Source organism: Bacillus sp. CD3-5, from assembly GCF_006349665.1.
GTDB lineage: Bacteria > Bacillota > Bacilli > Bacillales > Bacillaceae_G > Bacillus_A > Bacillus_A paranthracis.
Genome location: NZ_VEPX01000003.1, coordinates 375004 through 389791 on the forward strand (window position 1 = coordinate 375004; position 14788 = coordinate 389791).

General features: G+C 35.9%; 16 protein-coding genes. 6 read left to right on the forward strand and 10 right to left on the reverse strand.

The window, feature by feature from the left end:
* Positions 1-71: 71 nt before the first annotated feature.
* The 4 genes from sigF to dacF all read right to left on the reverse strand — a co-directional run bounded on the left by sigF (position 72) and on the right by dacF (position 2995).
* Positions 72-830 (reverse strand): RNA polymerase sporulation sigma factor SigF, encoded by a 759-nt coding sequence (gene sigF / locus FH036_RS09455; protein ID WP_000350729.1) that lies wholly within the window; start codon positions 828-830, stop codon positions 72-74.
* A gap of 12 nt (positions 831-842) precedes the next feature.
* Complete coding sequence (spoIIAB, locus tag FH036_RS09460) at positions 843-1283, reverse strand: anti-sigma F factor (protein WP_001243400.1); 441 nt, start codon at positions 1281-1283, stop codon at positions 843-845.
* Complete coding sequence (gene spoIIAA, locus FH036_RS09465; RefSeq protein WP_000059133.1) at positions 1284-1634, reverse strand: anti-sigma F factor antagonist; 351 nt, start codon at positions 1632-1634, stop codon at positions 1284-1286.
* Positions 1635-1804: 170 nt separating this feature from the next.
* Positions 1805-2995: a serine-type D-Ala-D-Ala carboxypeptidase DacF gene (gene dacF / locus FH036_RS09470; protein WP_139895627.1), complete on the reverse strand. Its 1191-nt coding sequence runs from the start codon at positions 2993-2995 to the stop codon at positions 1805-1807.
* Between the two features lie 166 nt (positions 2996-3161).
* On the opposite strand from dacF, the gene FH036_RS09480 reads away from it, so the two are divergent.
* The 4 genes from FH036_RS09480 to FH036_RS09495 are packed head-to-tail and all read left to right on the forward strand — an operon-like array spanning position 3162 to position 6559.
* Entirely contained in the window at positions 3162-3581 is a 420-nt protein-coding gene (locus FH036_RS09480) for a GntR family transcriptional regulator (protein ID WP_138321168.1), read from the forward strand.
* Positions 3547-4428 carry an ABC transporter ATP-binding protein gene (locus FH036_RS09485; RefSeq protein ID WP_138321166.1) on the forward strand — a complete coding sequence of 294 codons (882 nt, stop codon included), beginning with the start codon at positions 3547-3549 and terminating at the stop codon, positions 4426-4428. The genes FH036_RS09480 and FH036_RS09485 overlap by 35 nt, the downstream gene beginning before the upstream one ends.
* The gene (locus FH036_RS09490; protein WP_044793856.1) at positions 4418-5482 is read left to right on the forward strand and encodes an ABC transporter permease subunit; all 1065 of its coding nucleotides are present in this window, start codon (positions 4418-4420) and stop codon (positions 5480-5482) included. Before FH036_RS09485 ends, FH036_RS09490 begins: the two co-directional genes overlap by 11 nt.
* A gap of 12 nt (positions 5483-5494) precedes the next feature.
* On the forward strand, positions 5495-6559 hold the full coding sequence (locus tag FH036_RS09495) for an ABC transporter permease (RefSeq protein WP_000486549.1): 1065 nt from the start codon (positions 5495-5497) through the stop codon (positions 6557-6559).
* A gap of 24 nt (positions 6560-6583) precedes the next feature.
* Here the strand turns inward: FH036_RS09495 and FH036_RS09500 are convergent, their stop codons facing one another.
* Both FH036_RS09500 and FH036_RS09505 read right to left on the reverse strand, forming a co-directional pair.
* Positions 6584-7129: a hypothetical protein gene (locus FH036_RS09500; protein ID WP_000873780.1), complete on the reverse strand. Its 546-nt coding sequence runs from the start codon at positions 7127-7129 to the stop codon at positions 6584-6586.
* A 99-nt stretch (positions 7130-7228) separates the two neighbouring features.
* The gene (locus FH036_RS09505) at positions 7229-7648 is read right to left on the reverse strand and encodes a MarR family winged helix-turn-helix transcriptional regulator (protein WP_001003314.1); all 420 of its coding nucleotides are present in this window, start codon (positions 7646-7648) and stop codon (positions 7229-7231) included.
* Positions 7649-7806: 158 nt separating this feature from the next.
* Between FH036_RS09505 and FH036_RS09510 the strand changes: the two genes are divergently transcribed.
* Both FH036_RS09510 and FH036_RS09515 read left to right on the forward strand, forming a co-directional pair.
* On the forward strand, positions 7807-8478 hold the full coding sequence (locus tag FH036_RS09510; protein WP_001161458.1) for an SIMPL domain-containing protein: 672 nt from the start codon (positions 7807-7809) through the stop codon (positions 8476-8478).
* 134 nt (positions 8479-8612) lie between these two features.
* Complete coding sequence (locus FH036_RS09515) at positions 8613-9902, forward strand: NCS2 family permease (RefSeq protein ID WP_000676254.1); 1290 nt, start codon at positions 8613-8615, stop codon at positions 9900-9902.
* 34 nt (positions 9903-9936) lie between these two features.
* On the opposite strand, the gene corA is transcribed toward FH036_RS09515, so the two are convergent.
* From corA to deoB, 4 genes are all read right to left on the reverse strand, one after another.
* Positions 9937-10899, reverse strand: a complete 963-nt coding sequence (gene corA / locus FH036_RS09520) for a magnesium/cobalt transporter CorA (protein ID WP_001998197.1) — start codon at positions 10897-10899, stop codon at positions 9937-9939.
* A 62-nt stretch (positions 10900-10961) separates the two neighbouring features.
* A complete protein-coding gene (locus FH036_RS09525) occupies positions 10962-12266 on the reverse strand; it encodes a pyrimidine-nucleoside phosphorylase (RefSeq protein WP_001243079.1) in 1305 nt (434 codons plus the stop codon).
* Between the two features lie 7 nt (positions 12267-12273).
* Positions 12274-13095: a purine-nucleoside phosphorylase gene (locus tag FH036_RS09530; protein ID WP_001078446.1), complete on the reverse strand. Its 822-nt coding sequence runs from the start codon at positions 13093-13095 to the stop codon at positions 12274-12276.
* Positions 13096-13107: 12 nt separating this feature from the next.
* Positions 13108-14292, reverse strand: coding sequence for a phosphopentomutase (deoB, locus tag FH036_RS09535; protein WP_001046082.1), 1185 nt, complete (start codon positions 14290-14292; stop codon positions 13108-13110).
* Positions 14293-14788 lie beyond the last annotated feature (496 nt).

Consider the following 14788-nt stretch of genomic DNA (forward strand, 5'->3'; position numbering starts at 1 on the left):
AAATTCTGTTAATTTTAAGAAAGTTTACAATCTCCTCCTATTAAAGTCATAAAAAAAGATCGAATAGATAACTATTCATCTATTCGATCTTTCATCTGTTTTAATATTTTCTTTTCAAGTCTTGAAACTTGCACTTGAGAAATCCCTATTCGCTCTGCTACTTCTGATTGAGTTTGGTCTTTATAATAGCGTAAATATACAATTAAACGCTCTCTCTCATCTAATTCTCTAATTGCTTCTTTTAAAGCAATTTTATCAAACCATTTCGTTTCAGATTGATCTGCAATTTGATCTAAAATAGTAATTGGATCTCCGTCGTTTTCATACACCGTTTCATGTATGGATGAAGGGGCACGACTCGCTTCTTGCGCCAGAACCACTTCCTCTGGCGTTAGTTCTAACGCTTCAGCTACTTCATTAATCGTTGGAGCCCTTCCGAATTCTTTCGAAAGCTCATCTCTCATCTTTCGAATTTTGTTTCCTGTTTCTTTTAAAGACCTACTTACTTTCACTGATCCATCATCACGTAAAAATCGTTGTATTTCGCCAATAATCATGGGAACTGCATATGTTGAAAATTTCACGTCGAAAGATAAATCAAATTTATCTACCGATTTTAAGAGTCCAATACATCCAATTTGAAACAAATCGTCTGGTTCGTATCCGCGATTAAGAAAACGTTGCACAACCGACCATACGAGACGCATATTACTTTGAACAATTGTATCTCTTGCTTGTTGATCTCCATCTTGACTTTTTTGAATTAACGCTTTTAGCTCGTGGTCCTTTAACTGAGGTTTCTTCTTCTCATTTTTGACCTCTATGTCCATAGGCTATTCTCCTTAATTGCATAGAGCGTTACTATTTGATAAGTATTTTGTCAAATGGATTGTTGTCCCGAAAGATTCGTTTGAAATAACTTCTACTTCATCCATAAAATTTTCCATGATAGTAAATCCCATTCCGGAACGCTCTAATTCAGGTTTAGTTGTAAAAAGGGGTTGTCTCGCTTCATCTAAATTAAAGATGCCAATCCCTTCATCTCGAATCGTGAGTTTCACCATTGCTTCTTCCAAAATTACAGAAATATAAACAACACCTTCTGCATTTCCTTCGTACCCATGAATAATTGCATTCGTAACCGCTTCTGACACAACTGTTTTAATCTCTGTAAGTTCTTCCATCGTAGGATCTAGTTGTGCAATGAAAGCAGCTACTGTAACGCGAGCGAACGATTCATTTTGACTTAATGCTGAAAATTGAAGGTTCATTTCATTTCTCATTTATGCCACCCCCAACGTCGCGAGCGCATGCGCTTCACTTTCTTCTAAGCGAACAATTTTAAATAAGCCCGACATTTCAAATAAACGTTTAACAGGCGGTGAAATTGCACAAACAACCATCTCTCCACCTAATCCCTTTACATGCTTATATCGGCCTAATATAACACCTAAACCAGAACTATCCATAAACGATAAGTTCTCTAGGCTCAAAACAATATGATGAACACCATGTGTCTCAATCATATCTGTTACTTTCGTTCGCAACTCTTCAGCAGTATGATGATCTAATTCACCCGCTAGCCTCACACATAGGACGTCACGTTTTACTTCTAATTGCATGGAAAGACTCACACGATTTCCTCCTTATGCTCAAACTTTACTCATTTACATACATAAAGATTTTCGTGATACAACATAAGAATCCTTCCTACTGACAAAAGAAGAACTATTTCGCCATAAAGTGAAACCATTCAGCAATTATTTACTTACATACGAATAGAAAAGCGGCAAAATGTTTGCCGCTATTTTGATGTTGAAAACATCCCAAAACTTCTTTTAAATAACTCCCACCAGCTCGCTGCAGCAACATCTTCTTTTGCTACAATTGTTTGTTTTAATAAAACATCTTGATCTTTTTTTATAACAAGTGTACCAAGCGCATCGCCCTTTTTAATCGGCGCTTTCACTTTCTTTTCAGCAATTACTTCTTGCTTTACCTTGTCCATATTTTCGCCCTTCTTCATAAGAAGAGATACATTGTCTGACGCAACTAAATCTATTTTTTCTTTCTTCCCTTTTCCTACTTGGACAGTCTTAATTTTTTCGCCTCGTGTATACAATTTCTTTGTCATATATTGACCAAATGCGTAGTCAAGAAGCTTCGTTACTTGATTGTTCCGTTCTTTTGATGTAGGTGCTCCCATAACAACTGAAATAACACGCATCCCATTCTTTTCAGCCGACGCTGTTAAACAATATTTTGCTTCTGTCGTAAAGCCCGTTTTTACACCATCTACTCCAGGATAAAAACGCACTAACTTATTCGTATTAACGAGCCAAAACTTCTTATCCGTATCTTCACGTAAATAGTCTTCGTATTTTCCTGTGTATTTGCGAATAAGTGGGTACTTCATCAATTCTTTCGCCATTATAGCCATATCATTTGCTGTGGAATAATGGTCTTTAGCCGGAAGACCTGTTGGATTTTGAAAATGAGTATTTTTCAGTCCTAAATCTTTCGCTTTTTTGTTCATCATATTTACAAAACCTTCTTCTGAACCAGCGATATGCTCCGCTACTGCAACAGACGCATCATTTCCAGATGCAATTGCAATACCCTTTAGCATTTCATTTACGGTCATCTCTTCTCCAGGCTCTAAAAAGATTTGTGATCCACCCATTGAAGCTGCATGCTCACTTGCTCTCACTTTATCGGTCAGTTTTAGTTTTCCTTTTTCAACTTGTTCCATAATTAATAGCATTGTCATAATCTTCGTCATACTAGCAGGTGGTAACTTCTCATTTGGATTTTTATCAAACAAAACTTTACCTGTATCTTGTTCAATTACAATTGCTGATGACGCTTGTTCCGCTAACTTCGGCGTTGTTTCTTCTGTTTTCTCCTGCTTCGTCTTCTCAGATTGTGCGAAACTAACTGAAGTACCAGAAAGCAATAACATGAAACAAACAAGTATTCCAAAAACTCGCTTCATGACTAACCCTCCATTCTATATCAAACCTATTTTTTCCAATTCACCGTTTTTTAATACCATATTTTTCTAACATTTTCAGTTGACAAATACATTACTCACCTTTATTGTATTAAGTGTATTACGCATAGTAGTACACTTAATACAAGCCAGAAAGGAGACATTGCTCTTGCACATTCAACTTGATCCAAGAAGCAACACTCCGATATGGGAACAAATTGTTCAAAATATAAAAGAACTCGTATTGAAAAACATGTTAGCTCCAAGTGACAAACTACCTTCTGTACGCGAACTCGCTTCTTTACTCGTTATAAATCCAAATACAGTGAGTAAAGCGTATCAAGAATTAGAGCGACAAGGGATTATTGAAACATTACGAGGAAAAGGAACATTTGTATCCCAATCGATCACCCCAACATTAGACGAAAGGAAAATCGCTATGGTTGAAAAGCAATTTCATCAATTACTATTAGAAGCCTCTTATCTTGGTGTTACGAAAGATAAAATTCATGATTGGATAGATTCATACTACAAAGAGATTGGAGGAAATGCGGATGCTGAAAGTGACAAGCCTCAAGAAAACGATTGATAATCAAACGATTTTAGATGATGTTTCTTTTACATTACAAAGAGGAAGTATTACCGGACTACTCGGAAGAAACGGTGCGGGGAAAACAACTTTATTACGAACGATGGTCGGTATTTTAGACCCTGATGCAGGGACTGTTACATATGAAGATACAAACATTCATCAGTGTCCTGAAGTAAAGCAAAAAATCGTATATGTTCCGGATTCTACTAACATACTGAACGGCTATGCGGTAAAAGAAATTGTAAAGTTTTATAAAGCAGTTTATACCGTATTTGATGAAGCATATTTCTATGAACTGTTGGAACGTTTTAACTTACCAAACAAAAGAATTCGTAGCTATTCAAAAGGAATGAAAGCACTGCTTGCTATCATTTTAGCCGTTTCTACAAAGGCAGAATATATTATTTTAGATGAACCGACAAATGGACTTGATCCTATCGTAAAAAGACAGATTTTACAGTTTCTCGTTGGAGAAGTTGCAGAAAAAGAGATTACCATTTTCATCTCAACTCACCATTTAGATGAAGTGGAACAAATTGCAGATACAATTATTATATTAAAAGGCCATACTATCTCGTCGATTACATCACTAGACGATGCAAAATCACGATTTGCTAAAATACAAGTTGCTTACGAACGTTCACTACCTCAAAAACTAGAAAACTTGAGCAATATTAAAATATTAAATCAAACAGGAAAAGTATATACCATCTTAATTGAAGGAAATGTGGCTACAACACTGGAAAAGTTTTATAAAGAACAACCTATACTCATTGAAGAATTAACAATGTCACTTGAAGATGTCTTCGTTACGACACTGGAGGAGGATGGGTATGTTTCATAAGGCGTTGTGGATGTGGAATTGGAAGCGCGGGAAATATGCTGTGTTACTATTCTTCTTTAGTTCGCTTTACTTGTTACCTTTTGGCTACTATAGAAGTGCTCAGCAACAACTTGATGCGTATTATGAATTACAAGAAAAAGGGAAACAGTATTATTATTTTTATATTTTTTCTTCAGGAGAAAGTAATAGTTTTTGGTTAACTGTTCTTATTATCGCTTTAGCCTGCTTATTGATAGGATGGGAACGCAGCTACCAATCTAATACACTACTTATGACAATGCCATTTAAAAGAAAAGATGTTTTCTTATCTAAATGGGCTTTCGGTTCATTTTGTATTGTGGGCTCATTACTTTTCAATTGGGTTCTTATGTATGTTATTTATAGAACCACTATTCATTTTGATTATCAATCTTTTAGTCCGTTTCATCGATACTTTCTTTATGCGATAGTTTCTTATGTTGCAGTCTATACAGCTGCCTTATGTATCGGTACTTTTACTGGAAGCATCGTTTCGCAGATTATTTTTTGTATTCCATGGTTACTAGCAGGGGTTACATTTATTACATTACTATACACTTTTACAACTAACCATTTATACGCTGCAAATATTAAAAATGAAAACTTATATCGACAACTTTATGAAATCAATCAAAAAACAAATACAGCTGCACCAATTAGTCATTTTTCTATCAATTATTACTATAATCCGGAATCCCGTGAAATCGAGAACAATCCAACTGCTTTAAGAGATCCAGCATCTCATATATATTATTCAGCCAAATCAATGTTAGTCCCGATTTTTTATACATTAGTTTACTTACTACTTGGAACATATTTATATACAAGATCACCAAATGAAAACACTCAGAAGATATTTATGTTCCAAAAGAGTTTACCGATATGGATATGGGGCTCAACCATTTACTTTGCATTACTAGGCGGCTATAAAATAAACCATTTTAATTTCTTACCTAGTTACTATATCGGTTTGTTTCTAACCGGAATCATTACTTATGTTATATTATCACGCCTAACAAATTATAAAGTTTTTTAAAGGAGAGATCCTATGTTTCAAAAAGCACTGTGGCTAAGAACGTATCAACAAAGTAAATATGTTGTATGGTTATTTTGGCTCGTCAGCTTCTATACTTTGTCATATCAATACTATATGACTTCTATTCAAGAGCAACAATTTCTAAATGACAATAAAAAGTGGAACTATGTATATCATTACCATTTTGATTTAACACTTCTAGATCCTGTTCTGCTGTTAGGTAGTGTACTTATCGTTCTAGCTTGTACGTTAATTGGATGGGAAAGACAAAATAACGCTAGCGACTTGTTATGGTCCATGCCCTTTAAACGTTCGCACCTTTATATAACAAAGTGGTTATTTGGAATCTGTAATATCGTCGCAGTTGTCATTTTAAACTGGGGGCTATTTGCTATTATGAAAAAGTTAACTTTTCATAATAAATATCAAGTATTCTCTCCCTTTCATAGTTATTTTATATACATGTTAATTGTATTAATCGCTATTTATACAATTACCTTATGTGTAGGTACAATGACAGGGAATATTATATCGCAAGGATTTCTCACTACAGCTATATTAATCTTTCCAGCTTTACTTCCATCACTTATCTCCGGAGTCATTGCTGTTCACTCAAACACTGAATTTCATGAAGACAACAGTCTTATACATGATGTGATGGAAAACATACGTATCTCTAGCCCAGCAGAAGATTTTCGTATTTACTTTAATTATGATCCACAGAGCGCTTATACTGATCAAAATGGAGTACGTCATAACGAACCAAACTTTACAAAAATTCCACCGGCAAAAACATTGATTGGACCTATTGCACATATTATTCTTTTATTACCACTCGGTATATATTTATATGCTCGTTCAATCAATGAGCGAAATGGTAACTATCTATTATATCCAAAGTTACAAAAGTTAGTAATGGCATGCGCTATTTTCTTTGGTGGGATCGTTGGAGGTTTAATACTAAGTCGAGCGCACTCATTGTCCAGCTTTTACATCGGATTTTTAGTAACTAGTTTCATTACGTATTTCTTCCTACCTAAAATATTAAAATGGAAAGTCTCTTGGAATTTTAAATAAAATAGCCTCCTCTTATTGAGGAGGCTATTTCACATTCTCTCTCCTATCCCCATACACCATCTCTTCTTTCATCCCAAATCCATCACCATTTTGCACAATCTGCTCTGTCGGTGCAACTACACTTTCAGCAATTTTCCATTCCCCACGCTCTTTCACAAATACTTGTAGAAAATAGTTCATGCCATCTAATTGATATGCATTTTCTTTTTTCACATTATAGTGAATCGCAATGTAGTACACTTGAATATTTTCTTTTCCTATTTTTGATACGTATTGCGATAGTCTCGGTATATAGAGTGCTGCTTTCTGAAAAGATAGTTGCTTCGCTTTAACAAGCGATGAACTTGTTACATTACGTAATGTGTCCTGATTACGAATATTATCGCTATGGTGGAATAATACTGTGTTTTGCATAGAACGAACCCATAATTTTGAATATAAGACTGTATTATCGTTTTCAATGTACTTCACTTCTTTTCGCACCACTTGGATAGGCGTATCTGCGTACGTGAATGTTTGAAAATAGAAAAAACCACCAAATAAAATGGTAAGTGCAGCAATATATTTCATAATCTTTCCTCCGATCTTTTAATTAAAGTATCGGAGTTTCAAAATGTTTTTATTCAAAAGAAAAAGGATAGGAAAGCTGTCGCTCCCTATCCTCATTTATTATAATACGCGGCCAAATAGCTCTAACACCATTTCTATTTCTTGGTCGCTCCAACCTTTAAATTTCTCTTTATAATATTCTTTTCGTACAGCTTCTAGTTTTTCAGTTACTTCTCTTCCGTGTTCTGTAATTTCTAAGTACACGATACGACGATCTGAATTGGAACGTTTTCTTTCTACTAATCCTTTTCGTACAAGACGATCTGTAACAGCTGTAATATGACTGGAGGTTACGTTTACTTCACTCGCAATTTGCGAAGCCATCTGTGGACTGTTTAAAAATAATGCGCGTAATACAGAAAATTCATTATATGGCATATGTTCTGCAAAACGTGTATTAATATCATTTTGTAATAAACGTATCATCTTTCGAAATGATCCGGATAACTCTAAAATCAGTGTTTCTCTTTTTTCGTTCACTAGCCTCGTCCCTTTTTTATCATATTTACACATATTATAATCTATAAATACCCTCGTTGTATATGCTTTCTTTCTTTAACATTCCCATTTATGTAACTTTTTCATACAAATTTCTTTTTTGTTCACACATATACATATAAAAAGGATGGTGATGGAAGATGCAAGGTGGAATGAATCCTTATTTACACAATGTACGCACAGCTAATACTGGTAAAGAAGCGACTATTACTGTACAAGGTGAAGGTGTTGTTAAAGCGAAACCAAATGTCGTTATACTAACACTTGGCATTCGAACTGATAGTAAAAATGTGAAACAAGCGCAAGAAGAAAATGCAGTACAATCAAAACAATTGCTGGATGCACTTAAACAGCTTGGTATCGCCGAAAAAAATATAGAAACCATTTCATATACGATTACGCCTCAATACGAATATATAAATGATAAAGCATTACTACAAGGATATCGGGTGGAACATTTGTATGAAATTACCGTTTTAAATGTACAAAAAGCAGGGGAAGTATATGATATAGCCGTTTCAAATGGAGCAAACGTAGCAAAAGGTTTACGGTTTCGAATATCTCACCCAAATAAATATTATGAGCAAGCTCTCATTCAAGCTCTGCAACAAGCTGTAGAAAAAGCTCGTGCTATTGCGAGTACATACAATTTAAACATTAATCCTGTTCCACTCTCATTCGTTGAAGAATCTGCTCAATTACCAAGGGAAGTCGCGTCCTATGCTACTTTACATGCACAAGCAGCTCCTCCCATTCAATCGGGAGAATTAGAAATCATTTCTACAATACGGGCGATTTTTACGTATTTATAAATAATTTCATTTATAAGTAAACGTTATCATTTTCCTTGTTGTAAAAACATGATGTTCTGATATAATAAAGGACGGTGAGCTCTTACGAAAGAGATATCACGGGTGGGAGAGGGATATGAAAAAGAAGGTTTAACATGAAAGGAATACTTGAAAGAACATTTAAATTAGGTTTACACGAAACATCACCAAAACAAGAAGTTTTAGCTGGAGTTACGTCATTTTTTACGATCGTATATATTATGATTGTAAATGCATCCATTTTATCCGATGCTGGCATTCCTCTTGAAGCTGGAATTTTAGCAACTGTTTTCAGTTCATTTGTCGGATGTCTGCTCATGGCATTTTGGGCAAATGCACCTGCTATTCTTGTCCCTGGTATGGGTGTAAATGCATTCTTCACGTACACTGCTGTGCATACGCTCGGATTAACTTGGCAGGAAGCATTAGCAGCTGTCTTCATCTCTGGTATTATTTTTGCAATTGCTGCGTTTACACCAATCGCTCGCGTGCTTTCAGTATCGATTCCAAAGTCACTAAAGGAAGCTATCACTGTCGGCATCGGATTATTTTTAGCATTTATCGGATTGCAAAAAGGTGGTTTAGTCGTTTCGAATCCAAATACTGCTGTTGCAATGGGTAAATTAAGTAGCCCTGTCGTTCTTGCGACCGTGCTTACTCTTATCGTTGCACTCGTATTATTTATTCGTAACGTACGTGGAAACTTTTTATGGACGATTGCAATAGGAACTGGTATTGCATGGCTGTTTGGCCTTGTTGATACAAGTCAAATCGGAAATAGTTCATTCTCATTCGCGAGTTACGGCGATGTGTTTGGGGCTATGTCATTTGGCAAACTTTCTTCCTTACCATTTTGGATTGCAACATTCTCCTTAAGCATGGTGCTTATTTTTGAGAACATGGGACTTCTGCACGGTTTATTAGAAGATGACCGTAAATTCCCACGTGCTTACCAAGCCAATGCAATTTCAGCAATGACATGTGGTCTATTTGGCACAAGCCCTACCGTATCAACAGTAGAGAGTGCCGCAGGTATTACTGCAGGCGGAAAGACAGGTCTGACGTCTATCGTTACAGGGTTGTTATTCTTTGCATCACTGTTTGCACTTCCGTTTGTCAAACTAATTCCTGATAGTGCCATTGCACCAATCTTAATTATTATTGGCGGCCTGATGATTACAAGCATTCAACAAATTCCTCTGAACGATTTTTCAGAAGGATTCCCAGCGTTCTTAATTATCGTCATGATCCCGCTCACATATAGTATCGCTGATGGCATTGCGTTCGGATTTATTGCTTATCCTATCTTAAAAGTTGCTCTTGGAAAGCGTAAAGAAGTCGCACCGTCTATGTATATCATTACATGCTTATTCTTAGCCATGTTCGTATTACATGCTATTGGTTAAGTAAAAACACCGAGGAATTTTCCCTCGGTGTTTTTTACTTAAACCATCCTTTTTTATAAAACCAAGCCATCATGCCGCCGCCAATTAGTGCCATAATAAGTAAACAAATAAAATAACTATATTGTCCACCGAGCTCTGGCATATGCGTAAAGTTCATTCCATATACTCCCGCAATAAATGTTAATGGCATGAAAATAGTCGAGAATACAGTTAATGTTTTCATAATGTTATTCATATGATGCGAGTTTAATGAAAAATAGCTATCTCGAATATCTGCTGTTAACTCCCGGCTTGCTTCAATCATTTCGGTCAATTTAAGCAAATGATCATGTATATCTTTAAAATAAATTTCATGATCACTTATACCGTAAAAACGAGTCGAATTTAAAATACGATACAATAAATCACGCATCGGAATAATTGTACGTCTTAACTTCGATAAATCTGCACGTATATCAAATACTTCTTCTAGTACACTTCCTGCCGTTTCACCCGTTAAATTATCATCAATTGCATTTAAATGATCCTCAATGTAATATACAGGCGCAAAATAGTCATCTACAATTTGATCGATAATTGTATGTGCTACGTGCAGGGGACTATTTTTAATACGCTTCTTTTCTCCAAGCGTTTTCCATACTCTTTCAATTGCATTGTTATGAGAAAAGTGGAAAGAAACAATATAACGATCACTAATAAATAAATCAATCTCGTGCGGTTCTAATCCATCCTCACCAAATGCATGAAGAACTAAAAAGTTATATCCATCATAAAAATCAACTTTTGGCCTTTGTACATATTCTATGCAGTCTTCAATTGCAAGGGGATGGAACTTAAAATGATCTTGCAAAATGTATGTATACTCTTCTTTCGTTGGCTTATATAAATCTAGCCAATACCATACAATATGGTCTTTCTTTGTTTCCTCTAGCGAAACATCATATAATACTTCATCTGTTTTTGTTATTGCACAAATTCTAATCATATTTTCACCCATTATTATTATAAACAAAAAATAGTAAAAAAAGCCAAGGAGAAATACTCCCTGGCCCTTCTTTATTATTCAGTAACGATGCCGTGCACTAATGTTGGTGCATCTACATGCTCTTTAGAGATCTTCATGTTCTCATAAATTTTTGCTTTTACGTCTTCTACATTTTCACGGTTTGCGTAAATGGTAACAAGTGATTCACCTTTTTTCACGCTGTCCCCTACTTTTTTACGAAGCATTAAGCCAACTGCTAAATCAATTTCAGATTCCTTCGTCGCACGTCCTGCTCCTAAAAGCATTGCTGCTGTTCCGATTTCATCTGCAACGATTTCTGATACATAACCGTCTTCCTTCGCTTCCACTTCAATTTTAAATTGTGCTTGTGGTAATTTAGAAGGATCATCAACAACAGATGCATCGCCGCCTTGCGCTGATAAGAACGTTTTAAATGATTCTAGTGCCTTACCGTTGTTCATTACTTCAATTAATTTCTCACGTGCATCTTCTAGAGATGAAGCTTGTCCAGCAAGGTATACCATTTGACTTCCAAGCGTTAAACATAACTCTTCTAAATCTTTCGGTCCTTTACCTTGTAATGTATCAATTGCTTCTTGTACTTCAAGTGCGTTACCAATCGCCTCACCAAGTGGTTGACTCATATCAGAAATAACAGCCATCGTATTACGACCAACGTTATTACCAATGCGCACCATTGCTTCTGCTAAACGTTTTGCATCTTCATCTGTTTTCATAAATGCACCTGCTCCAGTTTTTACATCAAGAACAATTGCATCTGCACCAGCAGCAATTTTTTTACTCATAATTGAGCTTGCAATAAGCGGAATTGAGTTTACTGTTGCCGTTACATCACGAAGTGCATACAATTTTTTATCCGCAGGTGTTAAGTTTCCACTTTGACCAATAACTGCGATTTTATTTTCATTTACAAGACGCATGAATTCATCATTTTCGATTTCAACATGGAATCCTGGAACTGCTTCTAATTTATCAATTGTACCACCAGTATGTCCTAGACCACGTCCAGACATTTTTGCAACCGGTACACCTAAAGCGGCTACTAATGGACCTAATACAAGTGTTGTTGTATCACCAACGCCACCTGTCGAGTGCTTATCTACTTTTACTCCTTCAATAGCTGATAAGTCGATTGTATCACCGCTATTTACCATTGCCATCGTTAAATCTGCACGTTCTTGATCGTTCATATCTTGGAAGAAAATTGCCATTGCAAGTGAACTTACTTGATAATCAGGAATATCACCATTTGTATATCCTTCAACAATAAAGTTAATTTCTTCTGTCGTTAATGCATGTCCGTCACGTTTTTTTGCAATTAGGTCCACCATTCTCATTGTGAGGTCACCCCTTCATTTGTTTTACGATTGCTTTTACTAATGCTAAGAAGTTAGCTTTAACACGTTCTGTCGTTTCGATTACTTCATCGTGGTGAAGTGGCTGATCTAAAATACCAGCTGCCATATTTGAAATACAAGAAATACCAAGTACTTTCATACCAGCGTGACGCGCTACAATTACTTCAGGTACTGTTGACATACCAACTGCATCTCCACCAAGTGTACGAAGCATACGAATTTCAGCAGGTGTTTCATATACAGGACCTGTCATTCCAACGTATACCCCTTCTTGTACTTTAATATTTAAGTCTGCTGCAACTTGTTTCGCCATTTCGCGAAGCTCTACTGTATATGATGTAGACATATCAGGGAAACGTACACCCATTTCAGAATCATTTGGTCCGATTAATGGATTTGTACCCATGAAGTTAATGTGATCTGAAATTAACATAAGATCGCCTGGTTCGAATGATGTATTTACACCACCAGCTGCATTTGTTACAACAACTGTTTCTACCCCTAGTTCTTTCATAACACGAACTGGGAATGTTACTTTTTGCATATCGTATCCTTCATAGAAGTGGAAACGTCCTTGCATTGCTACTACCGTTACACCTTGAAGTGTACCGAATACTAGTTGACCTGCATGGCCTTCTACAGTGGAAACTGGGAATTCAGGGATTTCACTGTAAGGTACTGTTACTGCATTCTCGATTTCATCTGCTAATACACCTAGTCCAGATCCAAGGATTAGTCCTACTTGTGGTGTCTCTTGAAATTTCTCTTTTAAATATGAAGCTGATTTTGTAATAAGTTCACGATTCATTTGTTTATCCCCCTATTTCTTTAGCTCGTTTAAGAAGCTTGTTCCGTATTCTGGCATTTTCACACCGAAGTTTTCTGCTACAGTTGCACCAATATCAGCAAATGTTTGACGAAGTGGTAACTCTTTTCCGCCTTCTTTCATGCTTGGGCTATATGCTAATAACGGTACATATTCACGTGTATGATCAGTACCATGATGCACTGGGTCATTACCGTGGTCTGCTGTAATTAATAATAGATCATCTTCTTTTAGTTTTTCGAATACTTCTGGAAGACGTGCATCATATTCTTGCAGAGCTTCTCCGTATCCTTGTGGATCACGACGGTGACCGAATAATGCATCAAAGTCAACTAAGTTTAAGAAGCTAAGACCTGTAAAGTCCATATTTAATGTATCTACAAGCTTATCCATTCCATCCATGTTAGACTTCGTACGAAGTGATTCAGTTACCCCTTCACCATCATAGATGTCAGAGATTTTACCGATAGCAATCACATCATAATCACTATCTTTTAATTCATTCATTACTGTACGGCCGAATGGTTTTAATGCATAGTCATGACGGTTCGGTGTACGTGTAAAGTTTCCAGGCTCACCAACGAATGGACGAGCAATAACACGGCCTACCATGTACTTCTCATCTAACGTTAATTCACGTGCAATTTTACAAATTTTATATAACTCATCAAGCGGCACTACTTCTTCGTGTGCTGCGATTTGTAGTACGCTATCAGCAGAAGTGTAAACAATTAAAGAGCCTGTTTCCATTTGTTCTTGACCAAGTTCATCAAGAATTTCAGTTCCAGAAGCTGGTTTATTACCGATGATTTTACGGCCTGTTTTTTCTTCTAATTCATCAAGTAATTCTTTTGGGAATCCTTCTGGGAACACTTGGAATGGTGTATCAATGTAAAGACCCATGATTTCCCAGTGGCCTGTCATTGTATCTTTACCAGTAGATTTTTCTTGCATTTTTGTATAATATCCAAGTGGTTTTTCTACTTTAGAGATGCCTTTCATTTCACGAATGTTACCAAGACCTAATTTCACCATGTTAGGCATTTGTAACCCATTCATATGTTCAGCAATGTGACCAATTGTATCAGATCCTAAATCACCAAATTGTTCAGCATCTGGTGCTTCACCGATTCCAACAGAGTCCATAACGACTAGGAATATACGTTTATATTTATTCATAACTGCGACCTCCTATAAGTTCAGTTCTACTTCTTGTAGTATGTTCAAAACGCTATAAAGTGAAACTGTTCTCCATAAGAATTATCTTTCGTTCTCATTATCAAACAGTACTTCTTTAAATCATTCTCTAACCTATTTCGTTTACCTTGAAACGACGCAAAAACATTTCTAGTTTTTTCTAAGTCAGATGTCAGACATCTGATACTGATATCATAACATGTTTACGCTTTCTTTTTAATACATTTTCGTAGAATTTCTCATTTTCTTCACACTTCTATTGTAATCCATTATGCACAGAAGTGCTAATCATTTTATGATTTATTTCTTCATATAAAGTGAAATTTTAATCAGTGGCGGTTTTGTTCTTTCCCACTGATTATTTTTCGGGATAAAAATAAAAAAATAGCTCTAAAGAGCTACCAGAGTGTTGGGAAACCCTTTAGGGTTCCCAACACTCTGGAATCTTTTTTGATTTTAGCTAATAAAAACAACATAA

What these genes read in the sequence shown, in the direction of transcription:
- sigF (WP_000350729.1), bottom strand. Translation starts at nt 830, where the DNA reads ATGGACATAGAGGTCAAAAATGAGAAGAAGAAACCTCAGTTAAAGGAC.
- spoIIAB (WP_001243400.1), bottom strand. Translation starts at nt 1,283, where the DNA reads ATGAGAAATGAAATGAACCTTCAATTTTCAGCATTAAGTCAAAATGAA.
- dacF (WP_139895627.1), bottom strand. Translation starts at nt 2,995, where the DNA reads ATGAAGCGAGTTTTTGGAATACTTGTTTGTTTCATGTTATTGCTTTCT.
- FH036_RS09485 (WP_138321166.1), top strand. Translation starts at nt 3,547, where the DNA reads ATGCTGAAAGTGACAAGCCTCAAGAAAACGATTGATAATCAAACGATT.
- FH036_RS09490 (WP_044793856.1), top strand. Translation starts at nt 4,418, where the DNA reads ATGTTTCATAAGGCGTTGTGGATGTGGAATTGGAAGCGCGGGAAATAT.
- FH036_RS09495 (WP_000486549.1), top strand. Translation starts at nt 5,495, where the DNA reads ATGTTTCAAAAAGCACTGTGGCTAAGAACGTATCAACAAAGTAAATAT.
- FH036_RS09500 (WP_000873780.1), bottom strand. Translation starts at nt 7,129, where the DNA reads ATGAAATATATTGCTGCACTTACCATTTTATTTGGTGGTTTTTTCTAT.
- FH036_RS09510 (WP_001161458.1), top strand. Translation starts at nt 7,807, where the DNA reads ATGCAAGGTGGAATGAATCCTTATTTACACAATGTACGCACAGCTAAT.
- FH036_RS09515 (WP_000676254.1), top strand. Translation starts at nt 8,613, where the DNA reads ATGAAAGGAATACTTGAAAGAACATTTAAATTAGGTTTACACGAAACA.
- corA (WP_001998197.1), bottom strand. Translation starts at nt 10,899, where the DNA reads ATGGGTGAAAATATGATTAGAATTTGTGCAATAACAAAAACAGATGAA.
- FH036_RS09525 (WP_001243079.1), bottom strand. Translation starts at nt 12,266, where the DNA reads ATGAGAATGGTGGACCTAATTGCAAAAAAACGTGACGGACATGCATTA.
- FH036_RS09530 (WP_001078446.1), bottom strand. Translation starts at nt 13,095, where the DNA reads ATGAATCGTGAACTTATTACAAAATCAGCTTCATATTTAAAAGAGAAA.
- deoB (WP_001046082.1), bottom strand. Translation starts at nt 14,292, where the DNA reads ATGAATAAATATAAACGTATATTCCTAGTCGTTATGGACTCTGTTGGA.